Origin of the sequence: Streptococcus infantis ATCC 700779 (assembly GCF_000187465.1) — a bacterium.
Classification (GTDB): domain Bacteria; phylum Bacillota; class Bacilli; order Lactobacillales; family Streptococcaceae; genus Streptococcus; species Streptococcus infantis.
Genome location: NZ_GL732439.1, coordinates 982,105 through 1,008,298, shown reverse-complemented (window position 1 = coordinate 1,008,298; position 26,194 = coordinate 982,105). Strand labels below are relative to the sequence as shown.

At 39.2% G+C, this 26,194-nt stretch carries 24 protein-coding genes, 2 tRNA genes and 1 pseudogene; all 27 read left to right on the top strand.

What is annotated here, in order from left to right:
- Nucleotides 1-2 precede the first annotated feature (2 nt).
- The 27 genes and pseudogenes from HMPREF9423_RS07395 to HMPREF9423_RS07265 all read left to right on the top strand — a co-directional run bounded on the left by HMPREF9423_RS07395 (nt 3) and on the right by HMPREF9423_RS07265 (nt 26,128).
- Complete coding sequence (locus HMPREF9423_RS07395; RefSeq protein ID WP_006148708.1) at nt 3-632, top strand: amino acid ABC transporter ATP-binding protein; 630 nt, start codon at nt 3-5, stop codon at nt 630-632.
- A 9-nt stretch (nt 633-641) separates the two neighbouring features.
- A complete protein-coding gene (locus tag HMPREF9423_RS07390; RefSeq protein ID WP_006148707.1) occupies nt 642-1,484 on the top strand; it encodes an amino acid ABC transporter substrate-binding protein in 843 nt (280 codons plus the stop codon).
- 146 nt (nt 1,485-1,630) lie between these two features.
- Nucleotides 1,631-3,580 carry a DNA topoisomerase IV subunit B gene (parE, locus tag HMPREF9423_RS07385; protein WP_006148706.1) on the top strand — a complete coding sequence of 650 codons (1,950 nt, stop codon included), beginning with the start codon at nt 1,631-1,633 and terminating at the stop codon, nt 3,578-3,580.
- Entirely contained in the window at nt 3,577-4,200 is a 624-nt protein-coding gene (locus tag HMPREF9423_RS07380) for a cupin domain-containing protein (RefSeq protein WP_006148705.1), read from the top strand. Before parE ends, HMPREF9423_RS07380 begins: the two co-directional genes overlap by 4 nt.
- A 372-nt stretch (nt 4,201-4,572) precedes the next feature.
- Nucleotides 4,573-4,671: pseudogene (locus tag HMPREF9423_RS12850) on the top strand (YkvA family protein); the annotation flags it as partial.
- 184 nt (nt 4,672-4,855) lie between these two features.
- Entirely contained in the window at nt 4,856-5,332 is a 477-nt protein-coding gene (locus HMPREF9423_RS07370) for a hypothetical protein (protein ID WP_006155685.1), read from the top strand.
- The gene (locus HMPREF9423_RS07365; RefSeq protein WP_006148702.1) at nt 5,322-6,149 is read left to right on the top strand and encodes an aminoglycoside 6-adenylyltransferase; all 828 of its coding nucleotides are present in this window, start codon (nt 5,322-5,324) and stop codon (nt 6,147-6,149) included. The genes HMPREF9423_RS07370 and HMPREF9423_RS07365 overlap by 11 nt, the downstream gene beginning before the upstream one ends.
- A gap of 50 nt (nt 6,150-6,199) precedes the next feature.
- Complete coding sequence (locus tag HMPREF9423_RS07360) at nt 6,200-7,369, top strand: hypothetical protein (protein WP_006148697.1); 1,170 nt, start codon at nt 6,200-6,202, stop codon at nt 7,367-7,369.
- Nucleotides 7,370-7,900: 531 nt separating this feature from the next.
- Nucleotides 7,901-10,378 (top strand): DNA topoisomerase IV subunit A, encoded by a 2,478-nt coding sequence (gene parC / locus HMPREF9423_RS07355; RefSeq protein ID WP_006148696.1) that lies wholly within the window; start codon nt 7,901-7,903, stop codon nt 10,376-10,378.
- A 129-nt stretch (nt 10,379-10,507) separates the two neighbouring features.
- Entirely contained in the window at nt 10,508-11,530 is a 1,023-nt protein-coding gene (locus HMPREF9423_RS07350) for a branched-chain amino acid aminotransferase (RefSeq protein WP_006148695.1), read from the top strand.
- 21 nt (nt 11,531-11,551) lie between these two features.
- The gene (locus tag HMPREF9423_RS07345; protein WP_006148694.1) at nt 11,552-13,519 is read left to right on the top strand and encodes a peptide ABC transporter substrate-binding protein; all 1,968 of its coding nucleotides are present in this window, start codon (nt 11,552-11,554) and stop codon (nt 13,517-13,519) included.
- 34 nt (nt 13,520-13,553) lie between these two features.
- Nucleotides 13,554-14,243, top strand: a complete 690-nt coding sequence (locus HMPREF9423_RS07340) for a DUF969 domain-containing protein (protein WP_006148693.1) — start codon at nt 13,554-13,556, stop codon at nt 14,241-14,243.
- Nucleotides 14,240-15,163, top strand: coding sequence for a DUF979 domain-containing protein (locus tag HMPREF9423_RS07335; protein WP_006148692.1), 924 nt, complete (start codon nt 14,240-14,242; stop codon nt 15,161-15,163). Before HMPREF9423_RS07340 ends, HMPREF9423_RS07335 begins: the two co-directional genes overlap by 4 nt.
- A 13-nt stretch (nt 15,164-15,176) precedes the next feature.
- Nucleotides 15,177-15,821, top strand: coding sequence for a pyroglutamyl-peptidase I (pcp, locus tag HMPREF9423_RS07330; RefSeq protein ID WP_006148691.1), 645 nt, complete (start codon nt 15,177-15,179; stop codon nt 15,819-15,821).
- Between the two features lie 124 nt (nt 15,822-15,945).
- Nucleotides 15,946-16,176 carry a DUF2969 domain-containing protein gene (locus tag HMPREF9423_RS07325; protein WP_006148690.1) on the top strand — a complete coding sequence of 77 codons (231 nt, stop codon included), beginning with the start codon at nt 15,946-15,948 and terminating at the stop codon, nt 16,174-16,176.
- 49 nt (nt 16,177-16,225) lie between these two features.
- Nucleotides 16,226-16,306: transfer RNA gene (locus tag HMPREF9423_RS07320), tRNA-Tyr, on the top strand.
- Between the two features lie 9 nt (nt 16,307-16,315).
- Nucleotides 16,316-16,387, top strand: a tRNA-Gln gene (locus HMPREF9423_RS07315).
- A gap of 159 nt (nt 16,388-16,546) precedes the next feature.
- On the top strand, nt 16,547-17,749 hold the full coding sequence (gene rpsA / locus HMPREF9423_RS07310) for a 30S ribosomal protein S1 (RefSeq protein ID WP_004253232.1): 1,203 nt from the start codon (nt 16,547-16,549) through the stop codon (nt 17,747-17,749).
- 84 nt (nt 17,750-17,833) lie between these two features.
- On the top strand, nt 17,834-18,331 hold the full coding sequence (locus HMPREF9423_RS07305; protein WP_006148689.1) for a GAF domain-containing protein: 498 nt from the start codon (nt 17,834-17,836) through the stop codon (nt 18,329-18,331).
- A complete protein-coding gene (dnaX, locus tag HMPREF9423_RS07300) occupies nt 18,331-19,995 on the top strand; it encodes a DNA polymerase III subunit gamma/tau (RefSeq protein ID WP_006148688.1) in 1,665 nt (554 codons plus the stop codon). Before HMPREF9423_RS07305 ends, dnaX begins: the two co-directional genes overlap by 1 nt.
- Nucleotides 19,996-20,017: 22 nt before the next feature.
- On the top strand, nt 20,018-20,212 hold the full coding sequence (locus tag HMPREF9423_RS07295; protein ID WP_004253242.1) for a DUF3272 family protein: 195 nt from the start codon (nt 20,018-20,020) through the stop codon (nt 20,210-20,212).
- Between the two features lie 154 nt (nt 20,213-20,366).
- On the top strand, nt 20,367-21,137 hold the full coding sequence (gene sufC / locus HMPREF9423_RS07290; RefSeq protein ID WP_000114489.1) for a Fe-S cluster assembly ATPase SufC: 771 nt from the start codon (nt 20,367-20,369) through the stop codon (nt 21,135-21,137).
- A gap of 27 nt (nt 21,138-21,164) precedes the next feature.
- The gene (gene sufD / locus HMPREF9423_RS07285; protein ID WP_006148685.1) at nt 21,165-22,427 is read left to right on the top strand and encodes a Fe-S cluster assembly protein SufD; all 1,263 of its coding nucleotides are present in this window, start codon (nt 21,165-21,167) and stop codon (nt 22,425-22,427) included.
- A 10-nt stretch (nt 22,428-22,437) separates the two neighbouring features.
- Nucleotides 22,438-23,664, top strand: coding sequence for a cysteine desulfurase (locus HMPREF9423_RS07280; RefSeq protein WP_006155890.1), 1,227 nt, complete (start codon nt 22,438-22,440; stop codon nt 23,662-23,664).
- Nucleotides 23,651-24,091 (top strand): Fe-S cluster assembly sulfur transfer protein SufU, encoded by a 441-nt coding sequence (gene sufU / locus HMPREF9423_RS07275; RefSeq protein ID WP_006148683.1) that lies wholly within the window; start codon nt 23,651-23,653, stop codon nt 24,089-24,091. The genes HMPREF9423_RS07280 and sufU overlap by 14 nt, the downstream gene beginning before the upstream one ends.
- A 35-nt stretch (nt 24,092-24,126) precedes the next feature.
- On the top strand, nt 24,127-25,539 hold the full coding sequence (gene sufB, locus HMPREF9423_RS07270; RefSeq protein ID WP_004253255.1) for a Fe-S cluster assembly protein SufB: 1,413 nt from the start codon (nt 24,127-24,129) through the stop codon (nt 25,537-25,539).
- Between the two features lie 19 nt (nt 25,540-25,558).
- Nucleotides 25,559-26,128, top strand: coding sequence for a hypothetical protein (locus tag HMPREF9423_RS07265; RefSeq protein ID WP_006155887.1), 570 nt, complete (start codon nt 25,559-25,561; stop codon nt 26,126-26,128).
- Nucleotides 26,129-26,194 lie beyond the last annotated feature (66 nt).

Below are 26,194 nucleotides of genomic sequence, written 5' to 3'. Positions count from 1 at the left end.
CCATGTTAGAGTTAAAAAATATCAGCAAAAAATTTGGAAAAAAAGAAATTTTATCCAATTTCAATTTAACAATTCCTGAAAAGCAGATTTTGGCTATTGTTGGACCTTCTGGTGGTGGGAAGACAACCTTACTTAGAATGTTAGCTGGACTTGAAACCATTGATTCAGGTGAGATTTTTTATAATGGAGAATCCCTACCTTTGGATGAACTTGAAAAGCGTCACTTGTTAGGTTTTGTGTTTCAAGATTTTCAGCTTTTTCCTCACTTATCCGTTATGGAGAACTTGATATTGTCACCCATCAAGACTATGGGGATGTCTGAAGCGGATGCTAAGAAGAAGGCGGTCGACTTATTAACTCGTCTAGGACTCGAAGCTCATGCAGATGCCTATCCATACTCATTATCTGGTGGTCAAAAGCAACGGGTTGCCTTAGCACGCGCTATGATGATAGATCCCGAAGTGATTGGGTATGACGAACCAACTTCAGCCCTTGACCCTGAGTTGCGTCTCGAGGTTGAAAAACTGATTCTACAAAATCGAGAATTAGGCATGACTCAGATTGTCGTGACTCACGATCTCCAGTTTGCAGAGAATATTGCTGACCAGATTCTCAAAGTAGAGCCTAAGTAGGAGGTGTCTATGAATCGAAAGAAAATCAGCCTTGTTTTGGTATTCTTTCTTGCTTTTTTCCTGGTAGGATGCACGCAAAAAGCTAGCAATCCTAAAGTAGATAATTGGGAAAAATACCAACAACAAGAAAGCATTACTATTGGATTTGACAATACTTTTGTTCCCATGGGCTTTGAAGAAAAGAATGGGCAATATGTTGGATTTGATATTGATTTAGCCCAAGCTGTTTCTGAGAAACTTGGCTTTAAGGTTCAGTTTCAACCCATTGATTGGGATATGAAGGAAACAGAACTTCAAAATGGCACCATTGATGCTATCTGGAATGGATATTCAGCGACTGATGAACGCCGTGAGAAGGTTGCTTTTACCATTCCTTACATGGAGAACCAGCAGGTTCTAGTCTCTAAGAAATCTCAGAATATACAATCAGTGTCTGATATGACAGGAAAGGTTTTGGGTGCCCAGGCAGGATCTTCTGGTTATATAGATTTCGAAGCCCGACCAGAACTTTTAAAAAATATCGTAAAAGATCAAAAAGCCAACCAATATCAGAGTTTTAACGAAGCCTTGATTGACTTGCAAAATGATCGGATTGATGCCCTTTTAATCGACCGTGTTTACGCCAATTATTATCTTGAAACTGAAGGAATTTTAGATCAGTATGAGATTATTCCTGCTGGTTTTGAGAGTGAGTCTTTTGCAGTTGGTGTGAGACCAGCTGATAAGACCTTGTTAGCGAATTTGAATAAAGCTTTTGAAGAACTCTATCAAGAAGGTAAATTCCAAGAAATAAGCAAGAAATGGTTTGGTGAAGATGTGGCTACAAACCAAATTAAAGGAAAAGAAAACTAAGATTTTGTCTTGGTTTCTTTTTTTGGTATAACTAGGTGATGTTTTTGCTAAAAAAGACTTGGGAATAGGCTTTTTAACTAGAAAAATTTTGCAAAATCCCTAGAAAACCTGTAAAATAGTAAAGATGAACAAATAGGAGGTTCCTTGTGTCAAAAAAGGAAATCAATATTAACAATTATAATGATGATGCCATCCAGGTGTTAGAAGGGTTGGATGCGGTCCGTAAACGTCCAGGGATGTATATCGGATCGACTGACGGTGCTGGTCTCCACCACCTTGTCTGGGAAATCGTCGATAATGCTGTCGATGAGGCCTTGTCTGGATTTGGTGACCGGATCGATGTGACCATTAATAAAGACGGAAGTTTAACGGTTCAAGACCACGGACGTGGAATGCCGACTGGAATGCACGCTATGGGAATTCCAACGGTTGAGGTTATCTTTACCATCCTTCACGCCGGAGGAAAATTCGGTCAGGGTGGTTATAAGACATCAGGAGGTCTCCACGGGGTTGGATCTTCTGTCGTCAATGCCCTCTCTAGTTGGTTAGAGGTAGAAATTACTCGTGATGGCGCAGTTTATAGACAACGTTTTGAAAATGGAGGCAAGCCAGTTACCACTCTAGAAAAGATTGGGACTGCACCTAAATCTAAGACAGGTACCAAAGTGACCTTCATGCCAGATGCCAGCATCTTTTCTACGACAGACTTTAAGTACAATACTATTTCAGAGCGTCTCAATGAGTCAGCCTTTCTCTTGAAGAATGTAACCTTGTCATTAACGGACAAGCGAACAGATGAAGCAATCGAGTTCCATTATGTGAATGGGGTACAGGACTTTGTTTCTTATCTTAACGAAGACAAGGAAACCTTGACGCCAGTCCTTTACTTTGAAGGAGAAGACAATGGTTTCCAAGTAGAAGTTGCCCTCCAGTATAATGATGGATTTTCAGATAACATCTTATCCTTTGTCAATAACGTCCGTACCAAAGACGGTGGAACGCATGAGACAGGACTGAAGTCAGCCATTACCAAGGTTATGAATGACTATGCACGTAAGACGGGGCTTCTCAAGGAAAAAGATAAAAATCTTGAAGGGTCAGATTACCGTGAAGGATTGTCAGCTGTTCTTTCTATCTTGGTTCCTGAAGAACATTTGCAATTTGAAGGACAGACTAAGGACAAACTAGGAAGTCCACTAGCTCGTCCAATCGTTGATAGTATTGTTGCTGAAAAACTGACCTTCTTCCTTATGGAAAATGGGGAACTAGCTTCAAATCTGATTCGTAAAGCTATCAAGGCTCGTGATGCTCGTGAAGCGGCTCGTAAAGCGCGTGATGAGAGCCGAAATGGCAAAAAGAATAAGAAAGACAAGGGATTACTTTCTGGTAAATTAACGCCAGCCCAGTCTAAAAATCCAGCTAAGAATGAACTCTACCTAGTCGAGGGTGATTCTGCCGGTGGCTCTGCCAAACAAGGTCGTGACCGTAAATTCCAGGCTATCTTACCTCTTCGCGGTAAGGTGATCAATACAGCCAAGGCCAAGATGGCTGATATCCTCAAAAATGAAGAAATCAATACCATGATTTATACCATCGGTGCTGGTGTTGGGGCAGATTTCTCCCTTGAAGATGCTAACTATGACAAGATCATTATCATGACCGATGCGGATACCGATGGTGCCCACATTCAAACTCTTCTCTTAACCTTCTTTTATCGCTACATGCGTCCACTAGTCGAGGCAGGCCATGTCTATATCGCCCTTCCGCCTCTTTACAAGATGTCAAAAGGTAAAGGAAAGAAAGAAGAAGTAGCCTACGCGTGGACGGATGGCGAACTAGAAGAACTACGTAAACAATTCGGCAAAGGCGCAACGCTCCAACGCTATAAAGGTCTTGGTGAAATGAATGCGGACCAGCTCTGGGAAACAACCATGAATCCAGAAACTCGAACTCTTATCCGTGTTACAATCGAAGATCTAGCACGTGCAGAACGTCGTGTCAATGTCTTAATGGGTGATAAGGTCGAACCACGTCGTAAGTGGATTGAAGATAATGTCAAGTTTACGTTGGAAGAGAGTGGGGAGATGGTGTTTTGAAAAAATTAATTGGAAATAAAATAATTGTAAGTTTAATTGTGTTAATTTTATTAGGATTATCATTTTTTTTAGCACTTAGCTCTACTAATGAGATGGTGTGTGATGCTGAAAGAATTATATCATTTATTGGAATCTTTTCTGGATTAATTGGAATTTTCTCTGTCTTTATTAATTTTCAAGTACTAACTGAAGTAAAAAATATTGAAGAGCAAAGATTAAAAACAATATCTAAGATAAAAGAGGAGATATTCTTTAGAGATGAAATTGTGAGAGCTAAAGAAGCTATTAATAAATTATCAACAAAGACAACAAAACAGGATTTTTTACAAGATTCTACAACAATCGAACTAGCTGTAGTTAGAAGTATATGTGAAAATCCATTGATAAAAGATAAGACGCAAACTAGGCCAGAATCTAAATCTATATTTTCAAGAGTACAAAATATGGATGAGGAAATCACAAAATATAGAAATAATATTCCTAATACTGAACAAGATTGTTGGAATATTTCTCCAGCTTTAATTACAAATTTTAGAAAAGCTTTGGATGAATTGAAACATATTCTTGATGAAAATGTTGCAATTAGTGCAAGTCATTCTATGATTCCAGATAAAAGATAAAAAAATTCTAATGATAAAGTTAATACAGACTAGGCTTATCAGTTTAAAAATCAGAAACTAGTTTAAAAAATACACATGGAAGAAGCAACAGTGTTTTAAAATTAGGATATAAATACAAATGGAGGACAAGATATGTCTGAAAATCTTAGTGAAGAGCAAGTGAAAGAAGCTCTTGAAAGTGGCTATGCGCAATCTGAGGCCTTATTAAACGATAAAGATGAATTAGATGATTTTTTGTACCGTTTGGAGCAAAAAATTAAAGAGATGCCATTGGTTGGTAAGAAATTTACAATGATCCCAGTCATGATTTCTTTAGTGAAAAATTATGTTCAAGGAAAATACACCACGGTTCCTTATGGGACTATTTTAGCCGTTTTAAGCGCACTTATTTATTTCCTTTCCCCAATTGACATTATTCCAGATTTTATTCCGTTAGCAGGCTACTTGGATGATATGGCTGTTGTAGGACTTTGTATGAATATGGTCAAAACAGACATTGAAACCTATGATAAATGGCGTCAGTCTCAAGGATTGATTTAATTAGATCTTCCTTCTTAATGATCTTGGCTCCCTAAAAGAGGTATGAATCATGATAAGTATTTTGTTTGACACTCCTTTTCTTGTGATAGTCCTGGTTCTAGGTGCAGTTACGTATATGATTGCTAAACCAGGAAAACCTGAGAAAATTCGCTTTCTTGAATTTTTACTATTAACTATAGTAACCACAGGTGTCTTTTTATTTGATAATCCTTTAAGGTCTAATCCTTATGCAGGTTTGCTCTTCTATGTTTTTGACTTTTATATTTTCACACCTGTGAGCCTTGCTTTTGGATTCACAGCTATTTATAAGAGCAATAAACATCTCAAGCATTATCCTAATAGTTACTCAAAATTTCTTAGGATAAATGCTTGGTTTTTAGCAATATTTTCGATTATTAACTTCCTCTTTTTAATGCTTACGGAAGAAATGGGAATTATGTTGCTGCTACCACTTTTTGGAATCAGTTCAATTATCCAATTTATAGTCGGAGAGCTTGAAAGAAAAAGAGTTCAGAAACTTCTTAAGCAAAGAAATGAAGATGCTGTTATTCAGAACATAGAGACCACTGAGGAAGAACTACATGAGAACTGAAACAGAAATACTAAATTTGCTCTTACAAGTTGCGAAAACCTTAAAAGTCGAAGCCGTGGCTCTATCTGGTTCAAGAGCAGAGGGTCAAGCACCAAAAGATGAGTTTCAGGATTACGACGTAGTCTATGTTGTGGACGACTTAGACACTCTAACAAGTGACCTTGCTTGGTTGGACCAGTTTGGCACACGTATCATTGAACAACATAATATCCTAGGAAACCGTCGTCTCTACCTCATGCTATTTGAAGATGGCAATCGGATTGATTTAACCCTTTGCCCCAAAGACCACATTCAAGAGTGGGTAGAAAGCGAAGCGGATTTCACGGTGCAAGAGGATCCTAAGGGCTTGTTTGTGCCTCATTCTCCCAGTCCAGAGCGCTTCTGGACAAGTCCAGCTAGTGAGACGGATTTTGAAAAAACTTGTAATGAATTTTGGTGGGTGTCAGCCTACGTGGTCAAAGGAATTTGTCGTAAGCAAGTCATTTATGCAACGGACCATCTCTACGGTATTTGTCAGCAAGAACTTTTGAAAATCTTAGCTTGGCAGGTCGCAAGAGATAGAGGAGTAGTCGACATCGGTAAGAACTATAAGTACCTCTTTAACTACTTGCCTGTTGAGAAGGAGAAGGAATTCTCAAATCTGCTTGATTTCTCAAGTTTAGACAAAATCACTCAGTCTTTATTCGCTACCATGCAACTTTTCCATCAAGAAGCTCAATATCTTGCTCAAAAGATGGGCTTTAAGTATGAAAAAGAAGCGGCTGAGAAGATGATGAGATATGCTGAGGAAAGAAGATGCTTAAATGTAGTAGATTAGAATTCCATTGATAAGGATGAAGCCATTTAGTAACATTTCGGAGGATTATAATGTTTTTAGATTTAGGAATTACTTCATATTTATTTGGCAAAGTAGCGGATTTTTCTTGGAATCAATTTTATGATTCACTAAATTTGCAAGAGAAGGCTGATAAAAAGAGTTTAAAAAAATTTATCGAAGATTTTCGAGATTATATGATAGATCGTCATAAAGATAATCCGTATTTTGAAGAGGTTTTAAGATTTTGGGAGACAAATCATATCTTTGAAGAACTTTTGATGATTGAATATCACTCGAAAAGTAAGTTTGCGACTTATGATGATTTTAAAAACTCTTTGGAGGATCAGTATCCTCAGACTTTCAATAAAAGTTTTTCAATTAGTTTGATGGATGAGCTGGATACAAAATTGATTGACCTAGTGAGAGAAATGTCTCAATTTTCTCAGTCAGATACCGCTGTTTTAGCAAATGTTTTTAAAGAATCGAATACTGAAATAGTATCCTCAATAGAGGAACTCTTAAAACAATTGCAAGAATTTGGTTTTAAAAATAATATTAAACAAGATACTCAACTAGCATATATTCAAAAATCGAAAATAGACAATTTGGTAATTACTGCCCCTGTGATTTCTAAAATGACCATTACTTCAAGAAATGACTATAAATATAATTATTATTTGTTTCAGTCTTTTGAATTTGAAGGTGATTTTGGAGATGATCCAACAGTCTATTTGATTTATTCAGAGGATGATAATAAGATTGAGTTAAATACTTCTAGTCATGGTTTGCAACCTGATAATTTACGAGTTCTAAAATTTAAATCGACAGAAATTGAAGGTAAGAAATATAAATATAATATTTCTAAAGAGTATTGTTATTATTCTAATCAAGGAAATGAATATGATATTAGACCATTCATTGTTGTTGTGCTCGGTGAAGAGGTTATGGGCTTTGCTACCTTAACGATAATTAATAAGTCATTTAAAAAAGGTCAATGTTTCACTTTACCGTTCACTGGACATAAAGCATTCATTCCAGCAGCAAGAAAACTTATTTGGCCAAATAAAAAGGATTTATTAAAAAAACTTCATGAACAACAGACTGGTAGAGTTTTCTATTTAGACAATTCTGTTGTAGATGAAGTAATTAAAATTAAAAAGTATTTTTTGGATTCGTTAAAAGAAGAAGTTAAGGATGCATTAAAACAAGAATATGAATAATCTATTTTTTATAATCCAAACACGTCTATTTCTGTGAGATCATTCTTTTCAACTTGCATGTAAAAACTGAACACGGACTAAACGGTGTGTAAAAAAGATAAATCGTTTTTTTGTTACAACCTAGTTCACTTATATAAAATTTGAAAGGAGTTGAACACGCCCTAAATACAGTGTGAAAACTCCTGATGCATTTTTAAAACGTATTTTAAACTACAGAAAGGATAGTTTGGTTACTAGAGGTAACTGAACACGGGACTAATTCCCGTAAAATCTCTTTAACTGTATAAAATCTACTCTACATTCTTTGAAAGGAGTTGAACACGCCCTAAATGCTGTGTGAAAACTCCTGACGCATCTTTTAAAACGTATTTTAAACTACAGAAAGGATAGTTTGGTTACTAGAGGTAACTGAACACGGGACTAATTTCTTGGGAAAAAAGATAAATCGCCTTGGGTTCATCGAACCCTGCATCGATTTCCTATTTTTCTACAGAAATTTTCGCCAGGCCGAAACGTCCCTTTGTATCTTATATGAGTAATATCCAAAATATGTCCTTAGAGGACATCATGGGAGAGCGCTTTGGTCGCTACTCCAAATATATCATTCAAGACCGGGCTTTGCCAGACATTCGTGATGGATTGAAGCCGGTTCAGCGTCGTATTCTTTATTCGATGAATAAAGATGGCAATACTTTTGACAAGAGCTACCGTAAGTCGGCCAAGTCTGTCGGGAACATCATGGGGAATTTTCACCCACACGGGGACTCTTCTATCTATGATGCCATGGTTCGTATGTCTCAGGATTGGAAAAACCGTGAGATTCTAGTTGAAATGCATGGTAACAATGGTTCCATGGACGGAGATCCACCTGCGGCTATGCGTTATACAGAGGCTCGTTTGTCTGAGATTGCTGGTTATCTTCTTCAGGATATCGAGAAAAAGACAGTTCCTTTTGCATGGAACTTTGACGATACCGAGAAAGAGCCGACGGTTTTGCCAGCAGCCTTTCCAAACCTCTTAGTCAATGGTTCGACTGGGATTTCGGCTGGATATGCCACAGATATTCCACCGCATAATTTGGCTGAGGTTATCGATGCGACAGTCTACATGATTGATCACCCAACTGCCAAGGTAGATAAGTTGATGGAATTCTTGCCTGGACCAGACTTTCCTACAGGAGCGATTATCCAAGGCCGTGATGAGATCAAGAAAGCCTATGAAACTGGTAAGGGGCGCGTGGTCGTTCGTTCTAAGACTGAAATTGAGAAGCTAAAAGGTGGTAAGGAACAAATCGTTATCACTGAGATTCCCTATGAGATTAATAAGGCTAACTTGGTCAAGAAAATTGATGAAGTCCGTGTCAATAACAAGGTAGCAGGTATCGCTGAGGTTCGTGATGAGTCTGACCGTGATGGTCTTCGTATTGCTATCGAACTCAAGAAAGATGCGAACACAGAGCTTGTTCTCAACTATCTTTTCAAGTATACTGACTTACAAATCAACTACAACTTCAACATGGTTGCGATTGACAATTTCACCCCTCGTCAGGTTGGAATTGTGCCTATCTTATCTAGCTATATTGCCCACCGTCGTGAGGTCATCTTGGCACGTTCTCGCTTTGACAAGGAAAAGGCTGAAAAACGTCTCCATATCGTGGAAGGTTTGATTCGTGTCATCTCTATTTTAGATGAAGTCATTGCTCTTATACGTGCTTCTGAGAACAAGGCTGATGCCAAGGAGAACCTCAAGGTCAGTTATGATTTTACTGAAGAGCAGGCTGAAGCTATTGTTACCTTGCAACTATACCGTTTGACCAATACAGACGTAGTTGTCTTGCAAGAAGAAGAAGCAGAACTTCGCGAAAAAATTGCTATGCTGACGGCTATCATCGGTGACGAACGAACTATGTATAATCTCATGAAAAAAGAACTTCGTGATGTCAAGAGACAGTTTGCGACACCTCGTTTGAGTTCTTTAGAAGATACAGCAGAAGTGATCGAGATTGATACAGCTAGCCTTATCGCAGAGGAAGATACCTATGTCAGCGTGACGAAGGCTGGCTATATCAAGCGTACTAGCCCTCGTTCTTTCTCAGCTTCAACGTTAGAGGAAATTGGTAAACGGGATGATGACCGATTGCTATTTATCCAATCTGTTAAGACAACTCAACATCTCTTAATTTTTACAACACTAGGAAATGTTATCTACCGTCCTGTCCATGAATTAGCAGATATTCGTTGGAAGGATATCGGTGAGCACTTGAGCCAAACGATTACAAACTTTGAAACCAACGAAGAAGTGCTATACGTAGAAGTTGTGGATCAGTTTGATGATGCGACAACCTACTTTGCAGCGACTCGCCTTGGACAGATTAAGCGTGTCGAACGCAAAGAATTCTCTCCATGGAGAACCTATCGTTCTAAGTCTGTCAAGTATGCTAAGTTGAAAGACGATAGTGACCAGATTGTAGCAGTAGCTCCGATTAAATTGGATGATGTTTTGTTGATTAGTAAAAATGGATATGCCCTTCGCTTTAATATCGAAGAGGTTCCAGTTGTTGGTGCCAAGGCTGCAGGTGTTAAAGCTATGAATCTGAAAGCAGATGATGAGCTTCAAGCTGCCTTTATCTGCAATACTTCATCTTTCTATCTGTTAACGCAACGTGGAAGCTTGAAACGTGTATCAACAGAGGAAATTCCAGCGACCAGTCGTGCTAAGCGTGGCCTTCAAGTTCTGAGAGAATTGAAGAGTAAACCACATCGCGTCTTCTTGGCCGGTGCTGTTTCAGAACAAGGATTTATCGGAGATCTCTTCAGTACAGAAGTAGAAGATGGTGAACAAACTCTTGTTATCCAATCAAATAATGGAACGATTTACGAAGCAATTCTGCAAGATTTGAATCTATCAGAGCGCACAAGTAATGGAAGCTTTATCTCAGATACTATTTCAGACGAGGAAGTTTTCGATGCCTACCTCAAAGAAGTCTTTAAAGAAGAAAAAGATAATTGATAAGAAAATCAGTCCTAGTGACTGATTTTTTATAAGTAAAATTTTCAGAAAATTACAAATAATACTTGAATTTTTAGGAGAATAGTGTAGAATAGAACACAAAGCTTGATTAGAATAAAGGAGATTGTCATGACCGTTACGATTGATTGGGAAAATATCGGTTTTTCCTATATGAAACTACCTTATCGTTATATCGCTTATTTTAAAAATGGACAATGGACTCAAGGAGAATTAACAGAAGATGCAACCTTGCATATTTCAGAATCATCTCCAAGCCTTCACTATGGACAGCAAGCATTTGAAGGATTGAAAGCCTATCGTACAAAAGATGGCAGTATTCAACTCTTCCGTCCAGATGAAAATGCTAAACGACTCCAACGTACCTGTGACCGTCTCTTGATGCCCCAAGTGCCAACAGAAATGTTTGTAGAAGCTTGTAAAGCAGTTGTTCGGGCTAATGAGGACTACGTACCACCTTATGGGACTGGTGGAACACTTTACCTTCGTCCGCTCTTGATTGGTGTTGGAGATATCATCGGGGTAAAACCAGCCGAGGAGTATATTTTCACTATCTTTGCTATGCCTGTTGGAAACTATTTCAAGGGTGGATTGGTTCCAACAAACTTCTTGATTCAAGATGAGTATGACCGTGCTGCACCTAATGGAACAGGAGCTGCCAAGGTCGGTGGGAACTATGCAGCCAGTCTTTTGCCAGGAAAAATGGCTAAATCCCGTCATTTCTCAGATGTTATTTATCTAGACCCATCAACCCACACTAAGATTGAAGAAGTTGGTTCAGCAAACTTCTTTGGAATTACAGCTGATAATGAGTTTGTAACGCCATTCAGTCCGTCAATTTTGCCATCGATTACCAAGTACTCATTACTTTACTTGGCAGAGCATCGTTTGGGCTTGAAGCCTGTTGAGGGAGATGTACCAATTGATAGTCTGGATCGATTTGTAGAAGCAGGTGCCTGTGGAACAGCAGCAGTAATCTCACCTATTGGGGGAATCCAACACGGTGATGATTTCCATGTTTTCTACAGTGAAACAGAGGTTGGTCCAGTAACTCGTAAACTATACGATGAATTGACAGGTATCCAATTTGGTGACATTGAAGCACCAGAAGGCTGGATTGTAAAAGTAGATTAAAAATTATTAAAGGAGATATTTATGAAAACGAAAAAGTGGATGTTAACAGCAGGAGTTGTCCTGAGTACAGCAGTTCTTCTTGTGGCTTGTGGTAAAGCTGATAAAGAAGCAGATGCACCTACAACCTTCTCTTATGTCTATGGAGTAGACCCATCATCTTTGGACTACAGTATTGCAACTCGTACTTCAACAACGGATATTATTGGTAACGTTGTTGATGGATTGTTGGAAAACGACGAATATGGAAATTTGGTTCCTTCACTAGCAGAGGATTGGACTGTCTCACAAGACGGTTTGACATATACTTATAAACTTCGTAAAGGAGTTAAATGGTATACCTCAGAGGGTGAAGAATACGCTGAAGTAACAGCGCATGACTTTGTTACTGGACTAAAACACGTAGCAGATGGTAAATCAGACGGTGTTACTCTTATTCAAAACTCCATTAAGGGCTTGAATGAATATATGACTGGTGAGACTAATGACTTCTCTACAGTTGGGGTTAAGGCGTTGGATGACTACACAGTCCAGTATACTCTTAATGCACCTGAAAGTTTCTGGAATTCGAAAGTAACTTCAGCAACCATGTTGCCGGTAAACGAGGAATTCCTCAAAGCTTCAGGTAAGAATTACGGAGCAGTAAGTCCATCTGGTATTCTTTATAACGGTCCGTATATCCTGAAGACATTGACTTCAAAATCTTTAATCGAATACGAAAAGAACCCAAATTATTGGGATAAAGAGAAGGTTAAAATTGAGAAAGTAAAATTGACCTATTATGATGGTTCAGACCAAGAATCATTAATCCGTAGCTTCTCTTCAGGTGTTTATACAACAGCTCGTATCTTCCCAAGTAGCTCAAACTTTGCTTCTACATTGGAACAATACGGAGATAAAATCACATACAGTCCACAGGATTCAACTAGTTATTACTTTACCTTTAACGTAAACCGTCAATCATATAATAAGACTGCGAAAACAAGTGAAGAACAGAAAACTTCTACAAAAGAAGCGATGTTGAACAAGGACTTCCGTCAAGCAATCAACTTTGCCTTCAACCGTCATTCTTATGCTGCACAACTCAATGGTGAAGATGGTGCGGACAAGATCATTCGTAACAGTCTAGTTCCAGATAACTTTGTACAATCTGGTGGTAAAAACTTTGGTGATATCGCTCAAAAAGAATTGGTCAACTATGGAGACCAATGGAAAGGCGTTGAGCTTGTAGACGGAAAAGATTCTATCTACAATCCTGACAAAGCTAAGGCTTCATTTGAGAAAGCTAAGAAAGAATTGGAAGCAAAAGGTGTAACCTTCCCAATTCACTTGGATGTTCCAGTTGAACAGACAGATACAATCGCCGTTCAACAAAGCAATTCCTTCAAACAATCAATCGAGTCAACTCTTGGTTCTGAAAATGTCGTGATTGATGTCCTTCAGATGACCGATAACGAAAAGGAAAGCATTACATCGCAGGCGCGTGTTCCAGCTCAAAAAGACTATGACTTGAACAGTACTGGATGGGCTCCAAGCTACCAAGACCCAGCAAGTTATCTTAATATCATGGATCCTAAGACTGGTTCTGCTATGAAACACCTTGGTATTACAAAAGGTAAAGACAAGGAAGTAGTAGCTCAACTTGGTCTGGACGAATATAAGAAACTCTTGGATGATGCAGTTTCTGAAACAAACGATTTGGACAAGAGATATGAAAAATATGCTAAAGCTCAAGCATGGCTCACTGATAGTTCTCTCTTGATGCCAACAGCTTCATCAGGTGGTTCACCAGTTGTCAGCAACGTTGTTCCTTTCTCTAAACCATACTCACAAGTAGGTATTAAGGGTGATCCATATATCTTCAAGGGAATGAAATTGCAAAAAGAAATTGTATCTGCTAAAGAATATCAAGCAGCTCTTGAAAAATGGCAAAAAGAAAAATTGGAATCAAACAGTAAATACCAAAAAGAACTAGAAAGTCATGTCAAATAAAACAGACTAGTATTTTTGGAATAAAGGGGCCTATATGGAATGGATTAAACTAATAGGGATAGCTATCATTGTGGTTGGTTTTATCTATAAATTAGATACCATCGCAACGGTAGTCTTAGCTAGTTTAGTTACAGCTCTAGTTTCTGGAGTTTCTCTTGTTGAGTTCTTGGAAATTTTAGGAAGAGAATTTAGCAATCAACGAGTTCTTACGATTTTTATGGTGACCTTGCCCTTGGTTGGTTTATCTGAAACTTTTGGACTCAAGCAACGTTCAATTGACTTGATTCAAAAGATTAAAGGACTGACCGTAGGAAGTTTTTATACAATTTATTTCTTTTTTCGGGAACTCGACGGGTTCTTTGCCATTCGTCTAGGAGGGCAGCCGCAGTTTGTAAGGCCTCTGGTTCAACCCATGGGACAAGCAGCGGCAGAGTCACAATTAGGTAGAAAATTAACGGAGCAGGAGAGCGAAGCGCTAAAAGCGCGTGCAGCAGCAAATGATAATTTTGCAAATTTCTTTGCTCAGAATACTTTCGTTGGTGCAGGTGGTGTCCTCTTGGTGGGGGGCACTCTGGACCAATTAGGTTACGAAAGTAATTATGCAGGGATCGCTTCGGCTTCTCTTATTGTTGCAGGAGTTGCCTTGCTTGTGGTAGGGCTGTACAATTACTTATTTGATAGAAAACTGCTAGCGAATAAGCTTAGTAAAGGAAAAGATGAATGACTAATCTAGCAAGACAGTTATTAGAGTTAACCTATATTGTGATTGGTTGTCAATTTCTTCACACGGCCTATTGTAGCTATAAAGACAAAACAAACCCAGTTCGATATGGAACAGCTGGGTTTTGGGCTTTATTGGGAATCAGTTTTATTGGTGGTTCCTATCTACCTTCTATCTGTATTGGAGTTATCGTAGTGCTATTAGCACTACTAACTCTCTTTAAACAGGTTCGTATCGGGACATTGCCGTCTCTGGATGAAGTCAAGGCAAATATTGAAGCTAAACGGTTGAAGAATAAAATTTTTATTCCGGTTATGCTGATGGCTTTGATTGCTTTAGTTTTAGCTAAAATGATCCCTGAGTTTAGTAAGATTGCTATCAGCCTTGCAGCATTTTTTGCAACCATCTCTCTTTTATTGATTACTAAGAGTTCTCCTAAAAGCTTGCTGGCAGAAAATAATCGCATGGTTCAGCAAGTTTCAACTAGTGGGATTGTACCCCAACTTTTAGGAGCTTTGGGGGCTATTTTTACTGTAGCTGGAGTTGGAGATTTAATGTCACATCTGATAAGTGGTTTTGTGCCTTCGGGGAGTCGGTTGATGGGTGTAGTGGCTTATGTGTTGGGAATGGTTCTATTTTCAATGATTATGGGAAATGCCTTTGCGGCCTTTACTGTCATTACTGCTGGAATTGGTGTTCCCTTTGTATTTTCCTTGGGAGCAGATCCAATCGTGGCGGGTGCTCTTGCTATGACAGCAGGTTGTTGTGGAACTTTATTAACCCCAATGGCTGCCAATTTTAATACTCTACCTGTGGCCCTTTTGGATATGAAGGATCCAAATGGCGTTATCAAAGCGCAAGTAGGAGTAGCTATTGTCATGATTATCATACATGTATTTCTGATGTACTTTTTGGCATTTTAGTAAAGGAAATAAAATGAAAATATTAGTTACAGGATTTGATCCTTTTGGTGGTGAAAAGGTCAATCCAGCTCTAGAAGCAGTTAAATCATTACCGTCTGAAATCAATGGTGCAGAGCTTCATTGGGCAGTAATCCCAACGGTCTTTTATAAATCAGCAGAGGTTTTAGAAGCAGAAATAAATCGATACCAACCAGATGTTGTGCTTTGCATCGGACAAGCAGGAGGAAGAGCGAGTTTAACTCCTGAAAGAGTTGCTATCAATCAAGATGATGCTAGAATTCCAGATAACCAAGGAAATCAACCGATTGACACTCCCATTCGCCTAGATGGAGAAGCTGCCTACTTTAGCACACTTCCTATCAAAGCAATGGTACAAGCCATAAAAGAAGAAGGGTTACCTGCTTCAATATCCAATACAGCTGGAACCTTTGTTTGCAATCATCTGATGTATCAGGCACTCTATTTAGCGGATAAGAAATTTCCTAACATGAGAGCAGGCTTTATGCATATTCCCTATATGACAGAACAAGTGGTAAATAAGCCTAATATTGCATCCATGTGCTTAAGAGATATTGTCCGAGGTATCGAAGTTGCTATTGGTGCTATCGTGGACCATAAAGATAAAGATTTGAAATTGGTCGGAGGGGCGACTCACTAATAATTCAATTTTCAAATTAAAAAATATTCCTTAAACTCTCTGTCAAGATAAGCATGATAGAGAGTTTTTTCTTGCTAGATTAGGGAATTTCTTGTAAAATAGAAAAAGTGAAAAGAGGTATGGTATGAGTAAAAAAGACAAAAAAATTGAGATTCAATTATCAGATGCTAAAGTAGTAGTTGGAAAAGATAAGTACGATGGTTATACTTTAATGATTGGTAAAAAATTAATCGGTGAAATTGCCGAACTAGATGACCAATTTGCAATCATAAAGAATGGAAATGTCGATAGTTTTTACAAAAATCTTGAAAAAGCTGTGGAAATATTGATTGAGAACTATAATTTAGCAAAATAATGCTTGTTTTTTGCAAATTTTCATGATATAATAGTTTTCGTTGATTGTCGGAGAGATAGCGAAGAGGCTAAACGCGGCGGACTGTAAATCCGCTCCTTCGGGTTCGGGGGTTCGAATCCCTCTCTCTCCATATCATCAATGGGGTATAGCCAAGCGGTAAGGCAAGGGACTTTGACTCCCTCATGCGTTGGTTCGAATCCAGCTACCCCAGTTCTTAGGTAATAAATTCAAGATAAAAAGAAAAATATCTTAGGGTATTTTATTTTTATAATTGAAGGACGTTCGAGATGTTCATGTCGTTGCGGGTGCTTAGGAAAAAAATTATAAGTATGTCAAGTTAAAAAGACTTGATTGTTGGAGGATTTTTTAGATGAATGAATTTGAAGATTTGCTAAATAGCGTTAGCCAAGTTGAACCTGGTGATGTTGTTAGTGCTGAAGTATTGACAGTTGATGCTAATCAAGCTAACGTTGCAATCTCTGGAACTGGTGTTGAAGGTGTCTTGACTCTTCGCGAATTGACAAACGATCGCGATGCTGATATCAATGACTTTGTAAAAGTAGGTGAAGTATTTGATGTTCTTGTACTTCGTCAAGTAGTTGGTAAAGATACTGATACAGTAACATACCTTGTATCTAAAAAACGCCTTGAAGCTCGCAAAGCATGGGACAAACTTGTAGGACGCGAAGAAGAAGTTGTTACAGTTAAAGGAACTCGCGCTGTTAAAGGTGGACTTTCAGTAGAATTTGAAGGTTTGCGTGGATTTATCCCAGCTTCAATGTTGGATACTCGTTTCGTACGTAACACTGAGCGTTTTGTAGGTCAAGAATTTGAAGCTAAAATCAAAGAAGTTGACCCTAAAGAAAACCGCTTCATCCTTTCACGTCGTGAAGTTGTAGAAGCAGCTACTGCAGCAGCTCGTGCAGAAGTTTTCGGTAAATTGGCTGCTGGCGATGTAGTAACTGGTAAAGTTGCTCGTATCACAAGCTTCGGTGCTTTCATCGACCTTGGTGGTGTTGATGGATTGGTTCACTTGACTGAATTGTCACACGAACGTAACGTTTCACCAAAATCAGTTGTAACTGTTGGTGAAGAAGTTGAAGTGAAAATCCTTGACCTTAACGAAGAAGAAGGACGTGTATCACTTTCACTTAAAGCAACAACACCTGGACCATGGGATGGCGTTGAGCAAAAATTGGCTAAAGGTGACGTTGTAGAAGGTACAGTTAAACGTTTGACTGACTTCGGTGCATTTGTTGAAGTATTGCCAGGTATCGATGGACTTGTTCACGTATCACAAATTTCACACAAACGTATTGAAAATCCAAAAGAAGCTCTTACAGTTGGTCAAGAAGTTACTGTTAAAGTTCTTGATGTTAATGCTGATGCAGAACGCGTTTCACTTTCTATCAAAGCTCTTGAAGAACGTCCAGCTCAAGAAGAAGGACAAAACGAAGAAAAACGTGCTCCACGTCCACGTCGTCCAAAACGTCAAGAAAAACGTGACTTTGAACTTCCTGAAACTCAAACAGGATTCTCAATGGCTGACTTGTTCGGAGACATCGAACTTTAATCAATCAGAACTAATTATAAATCCTTTGTTGTAAAACAAGGGATTTTTCTTTTTTCAACTAGTATTTTTTGATATAATGGATTTATGTTACATTCCGAAAAAGAATCAATTTATCAAATTGTAAATGAACAACTCTCTAGTCTTTTAGAAGGTGAGACTAATGTGTTGGCTAATCTATCCAATGCCAGTGCTCTCTTAAAAATGAACTTTCCTCGTACTGTCTTTGCAGGTTTCTATTTATATGACGGAAATGAGCTTATTTTAGGCCCTTTTCAGGGTGGAGTCTCATGTGTTAGAATTGCGCTCGGAAAAGGAGTTTGTGGTGAGTCAGCGGCTAGCTGTCAAACAGTTATCGTTGGTGATGTCAAGACTTATCCAAATTATATTTCTTGTGATAGTAGTGCTCGTAGCGAGATCGTACTTCCAATGGTAAAAAATGGACAGCTTCTGGGTGTATTAGATTTGGACTCATCTTATGTCGATGATTATGATGAAATTGATCAGAAGTATTTAGAAGAGTTTGTGACCATTTTACTAGATAAGACAGAATGGAAATTTTCAATGTTTGAGGAGAAGGAATAATGTATCAGGCGCTTTATCGAAAATATAGAAGTCAAAATTTTTCACAGTTAGTGGGCCAGGAAGTTGTTGCTAGAACTCTTAAACAGGCTGTGGAACAGGATAAGATTAGTCACGCCTACCTATTTTCAGGGCCTCGTGGAACTGGTAAGACTAGTGTGGCTAAGATTTTTGCTAAGGCTATGAACTGCCCTAATCAAGTAGGGGGAGAACCTTGTAATAACTGTTACATCTGTCAAGCTGTTACGGATGGAAGTTTAGAAGACGTTATCGAAATGGATGCTGCTTCTAATAATGGTGTTGATGAAATTCGTGATATTCGTGATAAATCAACTTATGCTCCAAGTATAGCTCAGTATAAGGTTTATATCATTGATGAGGTTCATATGCTTTCGACAGGTGCCTTTAATGCCCTTTTGAAAACACTGGAAGAACCAACTCCAAATGTAGTCTTTATTTTGGCAACGACTGAGCTTCATAAAATTCCTGCAACTATTTTGTCTCGTGTTCAACGATTTGAGTTCAAGTCCATTAAGACTCAGGATATTCGAGATCATATCTTCCAGATTTTAGAAAAAGAAGGGATTGATTACGAAACAGAAGCTGTTGAAATTATTGCTCGCCGAGCTGAAGGTGGGATGCGGGATGCCTTGTCAATTCTAGACCAGGCATTAAGCTTAACCCAAGAAGCTACATTGACAACTGCAGTCTCAGAAGAAATCACTGGTACCATTAGTTTAAGTGCCTTGGATCATTACGTAGCTACTTTAGCTCAAAAGGATGTACCAGGAGCCCTTCAAAATCTTGATCTGATTTTTGAGAATGGAAAGAGCATGACACGTTTTGTAGTCGATTTGCTGCAATATCTCCGTGATATCTTAATTGTTCAAGCAGGTGGAGAAAATACACATCATAGTGATGCGTTTGAGAGAAACTTAGCTCTTCCGCAGGATGTCTTGTTTGAGATGATTAGTCTTGCTACTAGAAGTCTAGCTGATATTAAGGCTAGCCTACAACCTAAAATTTATGCCGAAATGATGACTATTCGTTTAGCAGAAATTGATTCTCAACCAGAACTTTCAGGTGAAGTGGCTGAGGAATTGTCTTCTCTTCGAGAAGAAGTTGCACGATTGAAACAAGCTCTTGCTAATGTTGGTTCTAATCCCAAACAAACTGTTTCTACACAAAGTCGTCCGACTAACAGTAAGTCAATCTATCGTGTAGACCGAAATAAGGTTCAGTCTATTCTTCAAGAAGCAGTAGAAAATCCAGACTTAGCCCGTCAAAACTTAATCCGTCTTCAGAATGCTTGGGGAGAAGTCATCGAAAGCTTATCAGGACCAGATAAGGCACTCTTGGCTGGTTCTCAACCAGTTGCTGCTAATGAACATCATGCGATTTTGGCTTTTGAATCGAATTTCAATGCTGGTCAAACCATGAAACGAGACAATCTTAACACCATGTTTGGCAATATTCTTAGTCGTGCTGCTGGATTTTCTCCAGAGATTCTTGCTATTTCTATGGAAGAATGGAAGGAAGTTCGAGCTGCATTTTCAAGCAGAGCTAAAGGTTCTCAAGAACAGGTCGTGGAGGAAGAGACTGAGGAGTCAATTCTTCCTCAAGGCTTTGAATTTTTAGCAGATAAAGTGACCATAGCAGAAGACTAAAAGGGATTGGTGGTAAAAGACTATGAACAGACAACAATTTATTATCATGGCCTTATTTACTGCTGCTGAGACTTATTTCTTTAATGAATCCATCATGGAGCAACGGTATATCGTGGCCTTGCTTTGGGCTATTTTGATCCTGAGAAATTTTCGCGTGAGTTATATCATGGGTAAAATTGTGAGCGCTATAGACGATCATTTTCAAGGGAAGAAGTAGCTCCTAGCTTCTAGACAAAATCAAAGCCTTTTAGGCTTTTTTTTGTTATACTATTAAGGTATATTTATTGACATTTTACTGTGTTTTTCGAGGGATTTAAAAAGGTTAAATTTCAGGTAAATACAGTAAAAAGGATGAAAAGAAAGGAACAATCATGTCAGTATTAGAGATCAAAGATCTTCACGTTGAAATTGAAGGAAAAGAAATTTTAAAAGGGGTCAATCTGACTCTTAAAACAGGAGAAATTGCAGCTATCATGGGACCAAATGGTACCGGTAAGTCTACTCTTTCAGCTGCTATTATGGGGAACCCAAACTATGAAGTCACTAAAGGTGAAGTCTTGTTTGACGGTGTAAACATCCTTGAATTGGAAGTGGATGAGCGTGCGCGTATGGGACTTTTCCTTGCCATGCAATATCCATCAGAAATTCCTGGGATTACAAATGCTGAGTTTCTTCGTGCAGCTATGAATGCTGGTAAAGAAGATGATGAGAAGATTTCAGTTCGTGAATTTATCACTAAGTTAGACGAAAAAATGGAATTGCTCAACATGAAAGAAGAAATGGCAGAGCGTTACCTCAATGAAGGTTTCTCAGGTGGTGAGAAAAAACGTAACGAAATTCTTCAACTCTTGATGTTGGAACCAACTTTTGCACTCTTAGATGAGATTGACTCTGGTCTTGATATTGACGCCCTTAAAGTTGTCTCTAAAGGTGTGAATGCTATGCGTGGTGAAGGTTTTGGTGCTATGATCATTACTCACTACCAACGTCTTTTGAACTATATCACACCAGATGTGGTACACGTTATGATGGAAGGTCGTGTTGTTCTTTCTGGTGGTCCAGAATTGGCTGCACGCTTGGAACGTGAAGGATACGCGAAACTAGCTGAAGAACTTGGCTATGACTACAAGGAAGAATTGTAATCCCTTCGTATCTTTTAGGAGAAGTAAATGACTAAAGAAACTATTAAACTTTTTTCAGAAATGCACGCTGAACCAAGCTGGTTGTCAGACCTCCGTCAAAAAGCTTTTGATAAGATTGAGAGTTTGGAATTGCCAGTCATTGAGCGTGTAAAATTTCACCGTTGGAATCTGGGGGATGGAATCATCATGGAAAGTGAACCATCAGCAAATGTTCCTGATTTCACTGCTTTAGATAATCACTTGAAATTGGTGCAGGTTGGAACTCAAACTGTTTTCGAACAAATTCCAGTTGAGTTGGCTGAACAAGGAGTGGTCTTTACAGACTTCCATTCGGCTTTAGAAGAAATTCCAGAACTCGTTGAAGAATTTTTCATGTCATCAGTAAAATACGACGATGACAAATTGGCAGCCTACCACACAGCTTACTTTAATAGTGGCGCTGTTCTCTATATTCCAGACAATGTCGAAATCACAGAACCAATCGAAGGAATTTTCTATCAAGATAGCGATAGCGATGTGCCATTTAACAAGCATATTCTGATCATTGCAGGTAAAAACTCTAAAATCAGCTACCTCGAACGTTTAGAATCACGCGGTGAGGGCAGTGCTAAGGCGACTGCTAATATCACTGTTGAAGTGATTGCACGTTCTGGTGCTCAAGTGAAATTTGCTGCAATTGATCGTCTTGGTGAGAATGTCACTGCCTACATTAGCCGTCGTGGTAAATTAGGCAACGATGCAAGTATTGACTGGGCTATCGGTGTCATGAACGAAGGAAATGTTGTTGCTGACTTTGATAGTGACCTACTTGGAAATGGTAGCCATGCAGACCTCAAGGTCGTAGCTCTTTCAAGTGGTCGTCAGGTGCAAGGGATTGATACTCGAGTAACTAACTATGGTTGCAACTCTATCGGTAATATCCTGCAACATGGGGTTATCCTTGAAAAAGCAACTTTGACCTTCAATGGTATCGGTCACATCATCAAGGGTGCTAAGGGAGCAGATGCCCAACAAGAAAGTCGTGTTCTCATGCTTTCAGACCAAGCGCGTTCCGATGCCAACCCAATTCTTTTGATTGATGAAAATGATGTCACTGCAGGTCACGCGGCTTCTATTGGACAAGTTGATCCAGAAGACATGTACTACCTCATGAGCCGTGGATTGGACAAGGCAACTGCAGAACGTTTAGTTGTTCGTGGTTTCCTTGGATCTGTAATCGTTGAGATTCCTGTCAAGGAAGTTCGTGATGAAATGATTGCAACGATCGAAGAAAAATTGTCAAAACGCTAAGGGGAAGCCTATGTTAGATGCAGAAGTGATTCGCAAGGATTTTCCAATTTTAGATCAGATTGTTAATGACGAACCTCTTGTTTATTTGGATAATGCTGCGACGACACAAAAACCACTAGCTGTTCTGGAAGCCATTAATCGCTACTATGAACAGGACAATGCCAATGTCCACCGAGGTGTTCATACCTTGGCTGAGAGAGCGACAGCATCATATGAAGCCGCTCGTGAAACCATTGGTAAGTTCATCAACGCTGGTTCGACAAAGGAAGTACTCTTCACTAGAGGAACTACGACCAGTCTTAACTGGGTGGCGCGTTTTGCTGAAGAAATCTTGACTGAGGGAGACCAGATCTTGATTTCAGTCATGGAACACCATTCCAATATTATTCCATGGCAGGAAGCTTGCCGAAAGACTGGGGCAGAGCTTGTTTATGTCTATCTCAAAGATGGAGCTCTGGATATGGATGACTTGCGTTCTAAATTGACTGACAAAGTAAAATTTGTTTCACTAGCTCATGCATCAAACGTTCTTGGAGTGGTCAATCCTATCAAAGAAATCACGCAAATAGCTCATGAAGTTGGAGCCATCATGGTGGTAGATGGTGCTCAATCTACGCCTCATATGAAGATTGATGTACAGGATTTGGATGTGGACTTCTTTGCCTTTTCAGGTCACAAGATGGCTGGTCCGACTGGTATCGGTGTCCTTTACGGGAAAGAAAAGTATCTGGAACAAATGTCACCAGTAGAATTTGGTGGCGAGATGATTGATTTTGTTTACGAGCAATCTGCTAGCTGGAAGGAGTTACCTTGGAAATTCGAGGCAGGAACTCCCAATATGGCTGGTGCTATTGGACTTGCAGCTGCCGTGGATTATCTTGAAAAGATTGGTATGGACGTCATTGAAGCCCATGAACAAGATTTGATTGCATATGTCTTTCCAAAATTACAGGCAATTGAAGGATTGACCATTTACGGTTCGCAAGATTTGGCTCAACGTTCAGGTGTCATTGCCTTTAACCTAGGCGACCTTCATCCTCATGACCTTGCAACTGCTCTGGATTATGAAGGAGTAGCAGTTCGTGCGGGTCACCATTGTGCGCAACCTTTGCTTCAATATTTGGATGTTCCAGCAACAGCTCGCGCTAGTTTTTATATCTACAACACCAAGGCTGATTGCGACAAGTTGGTCGATGCCCTACAAAAGACAAAGGAGTTTTTCAATGGCACTTTCTAAACTAGATAGCCTTTATATGGCAGTGGTAGCAGACCATTCGAAAAATCCTCATCATCAAGGAAAGTTAGAAGATGCTGAGCAAATCAGCCTCAATAATCCAACCTGCGGGGATGTTATCAACCTCTCTGTCAAGTTTGACGCAGAGGATCGTTTGGAAGATATTGCTTTTTTAAATTCAGGATGCACGATTTCCACTGCTTCTGCTAGTATGATGACGGATGCTGTTTTGGGCAAGACCAAGCAAGAAATCCTAGAACTTGCAACCATTTTTTCTGAAATGGTTCAAGGGCAAAAAGATGACAGACAAGACAGCCTTGGAGATGCAGCTTTCTTATCTGGTGTAGCTAAATTCCCACAAAGAATTAAGTGTGCAACCTTAGCTTGGAATGCTCTCAAAAAAACAATTGAAAATCAAGAAGATAAATAAGAAACATAGAAATATATAATGAAAGAAAGGATATTATGGCTGAAGAAAGAGTAGAACCAAAACCAATCGATCTTGGTGAATATAAATTTGGTTTTCATGACGATGTAGAGCCTGTCCTATCGACAGGAAAAGGATTGAATGAAGATGTCATTCGTGAACTATCAGCAGCTAAGGGAGAACCTGAGTGGATGTTGGAATTCCGTTTGAAATCTTATGAAACCTTCAAAAAAATGCCCATGCAAACTTGGGGAGCAGACTTGTCAGAGATTGACTTTGATGACTTGATCTACTACCAAAAACCATCTGATAAACCAGCCCGTTCTTGGGATGACGTTCCTGAAAAAATCAAAGAAACCTTTGAACGGATTGGGATTCCTGAAGCTGAGCGTGCCTATCTAGCTGGAGCTTCTGCCCAGTATGAGTCAGAAGTGGTTTACCATAACATGAAGGAAGAATTTGAGAAGTTAGGAATTATCTTTACAGATACAGATTCTGCCCTCAAGGAATACCCAGACTTGTTTAAGCAATACTTTGCTAAGTTGGTACCGCCGACAGATAACAAGTTGGCTGCCCTCAACTCAGCAGTATGGTCTGGTGGAACCTTTATCTACGTACCAAAAGGTGTCAAGGTAGATATTCCACTTCAAACCTATTTCCGTATCAATAACGAAAATACTGGACAGTTTGAACGTACCTTAATCATCGTTGATGAGGGAGCAAGTGTCCACTACGTAGAAGGATGCACAGCGCCAACTTATTCAAGCAACAGCTTGCATGCTGCTATTGTAGAAATCTTTGCTTTGGACGGGGCTTATATGCGTTATACAACCATCCAAAACTGGTCAGATAACGTTTATAACTTGGTAACAAAACGTGCTAAGGCTTTGAAAGATGCGACTGTTGAGTGGATTGATGGAAACTTAGGTGCCAAAACAACTATGAAATATCCATCAGTTTACCTAGATGGAGAAGGTGCGCGTGGGACGATGCTTTCGATTGCCTTTGCCAATGCAGGGCAACACCAAGATACTGGTGCTAAGATGATCCACAATGCTCCACATACGAGCTCGTCTATCGTCTCTAAATCAATCGCTAAAGGTGGAGGTAAGGTAGACTATCGTGGACAAGTGACTTTCAACAAGAACTCTAAGAAATCTGTTTCTCACATCGAGTGTGACACCATTATCATGGATGACTTGTCAGCATCTGACACCATTCCGTTTAATGAAATCCACAACTCGCAAGTTGCACTTGAGCACGAAGCTAAGGTTTCTAAGATTTCAGAAGAACAACTCTATTACCTTATGAGTCGTGGCTTGTCAGAGACTGAAGCAACTGAGATGATTGTCATGGGATTTGTAGAGCCCTTCACCAAAGAACTTCCAATGGAGTATGCAGTTGAGCTTAACCGCTTGATTAGCTATGAAATGGAAGGGTCAGTTGGATAAAACCCAAAAGGAGAAGCAAATGGGATTCTTAAAAAAATTATTTGGTAATATCGAGAAAGCGAATAAAGGCGAAATTTCTGCCGAGGAAATTGTTCCACCTTTCACAATTGATTTAGTAGAAGAAGCTGATGATTATTGGAGACAAATGGAACAAAACCTCTTGATAAACGCTGTCAAGGCTGTTGGTGGTCCCGATGCAGTAGAACGTGCTTTTGTTCTTACCAATTTTAAGAAAAATCAAGAAACCTTTGAGCTCTTTTATCAGGTAGATGGTCAATTACTTTCTTGGCGAGAGATGGACGCAAGTGTTGTAGATAAAATCAGCAATCAACTTCTTCCACAAGCATCAGAAGTTGCCCAAGCAGTAAATGAGAATTATGAAGAGGCAAATGTACCGGTAATCGACTACGCTATGCTTCAGTTTGAAACTGCAACCATGGCTTGGTTTGGACGGAAGCTTACAACTGCTTCTCCTGAAACCAAATTGACTTTTGAAGAATTGGTATCTGGTTGGCGGGCTATTTTGGAAAAAGAAGTACCAAATCGTCCATTAGATAGTGACCGTCCGTTTCCGTATTATGAAATTTAAAAAACAAAAAAAATCGCGATTCTTCGCGATTTTTTTATTTAATTTTTCTATTTACTAAATACGAAC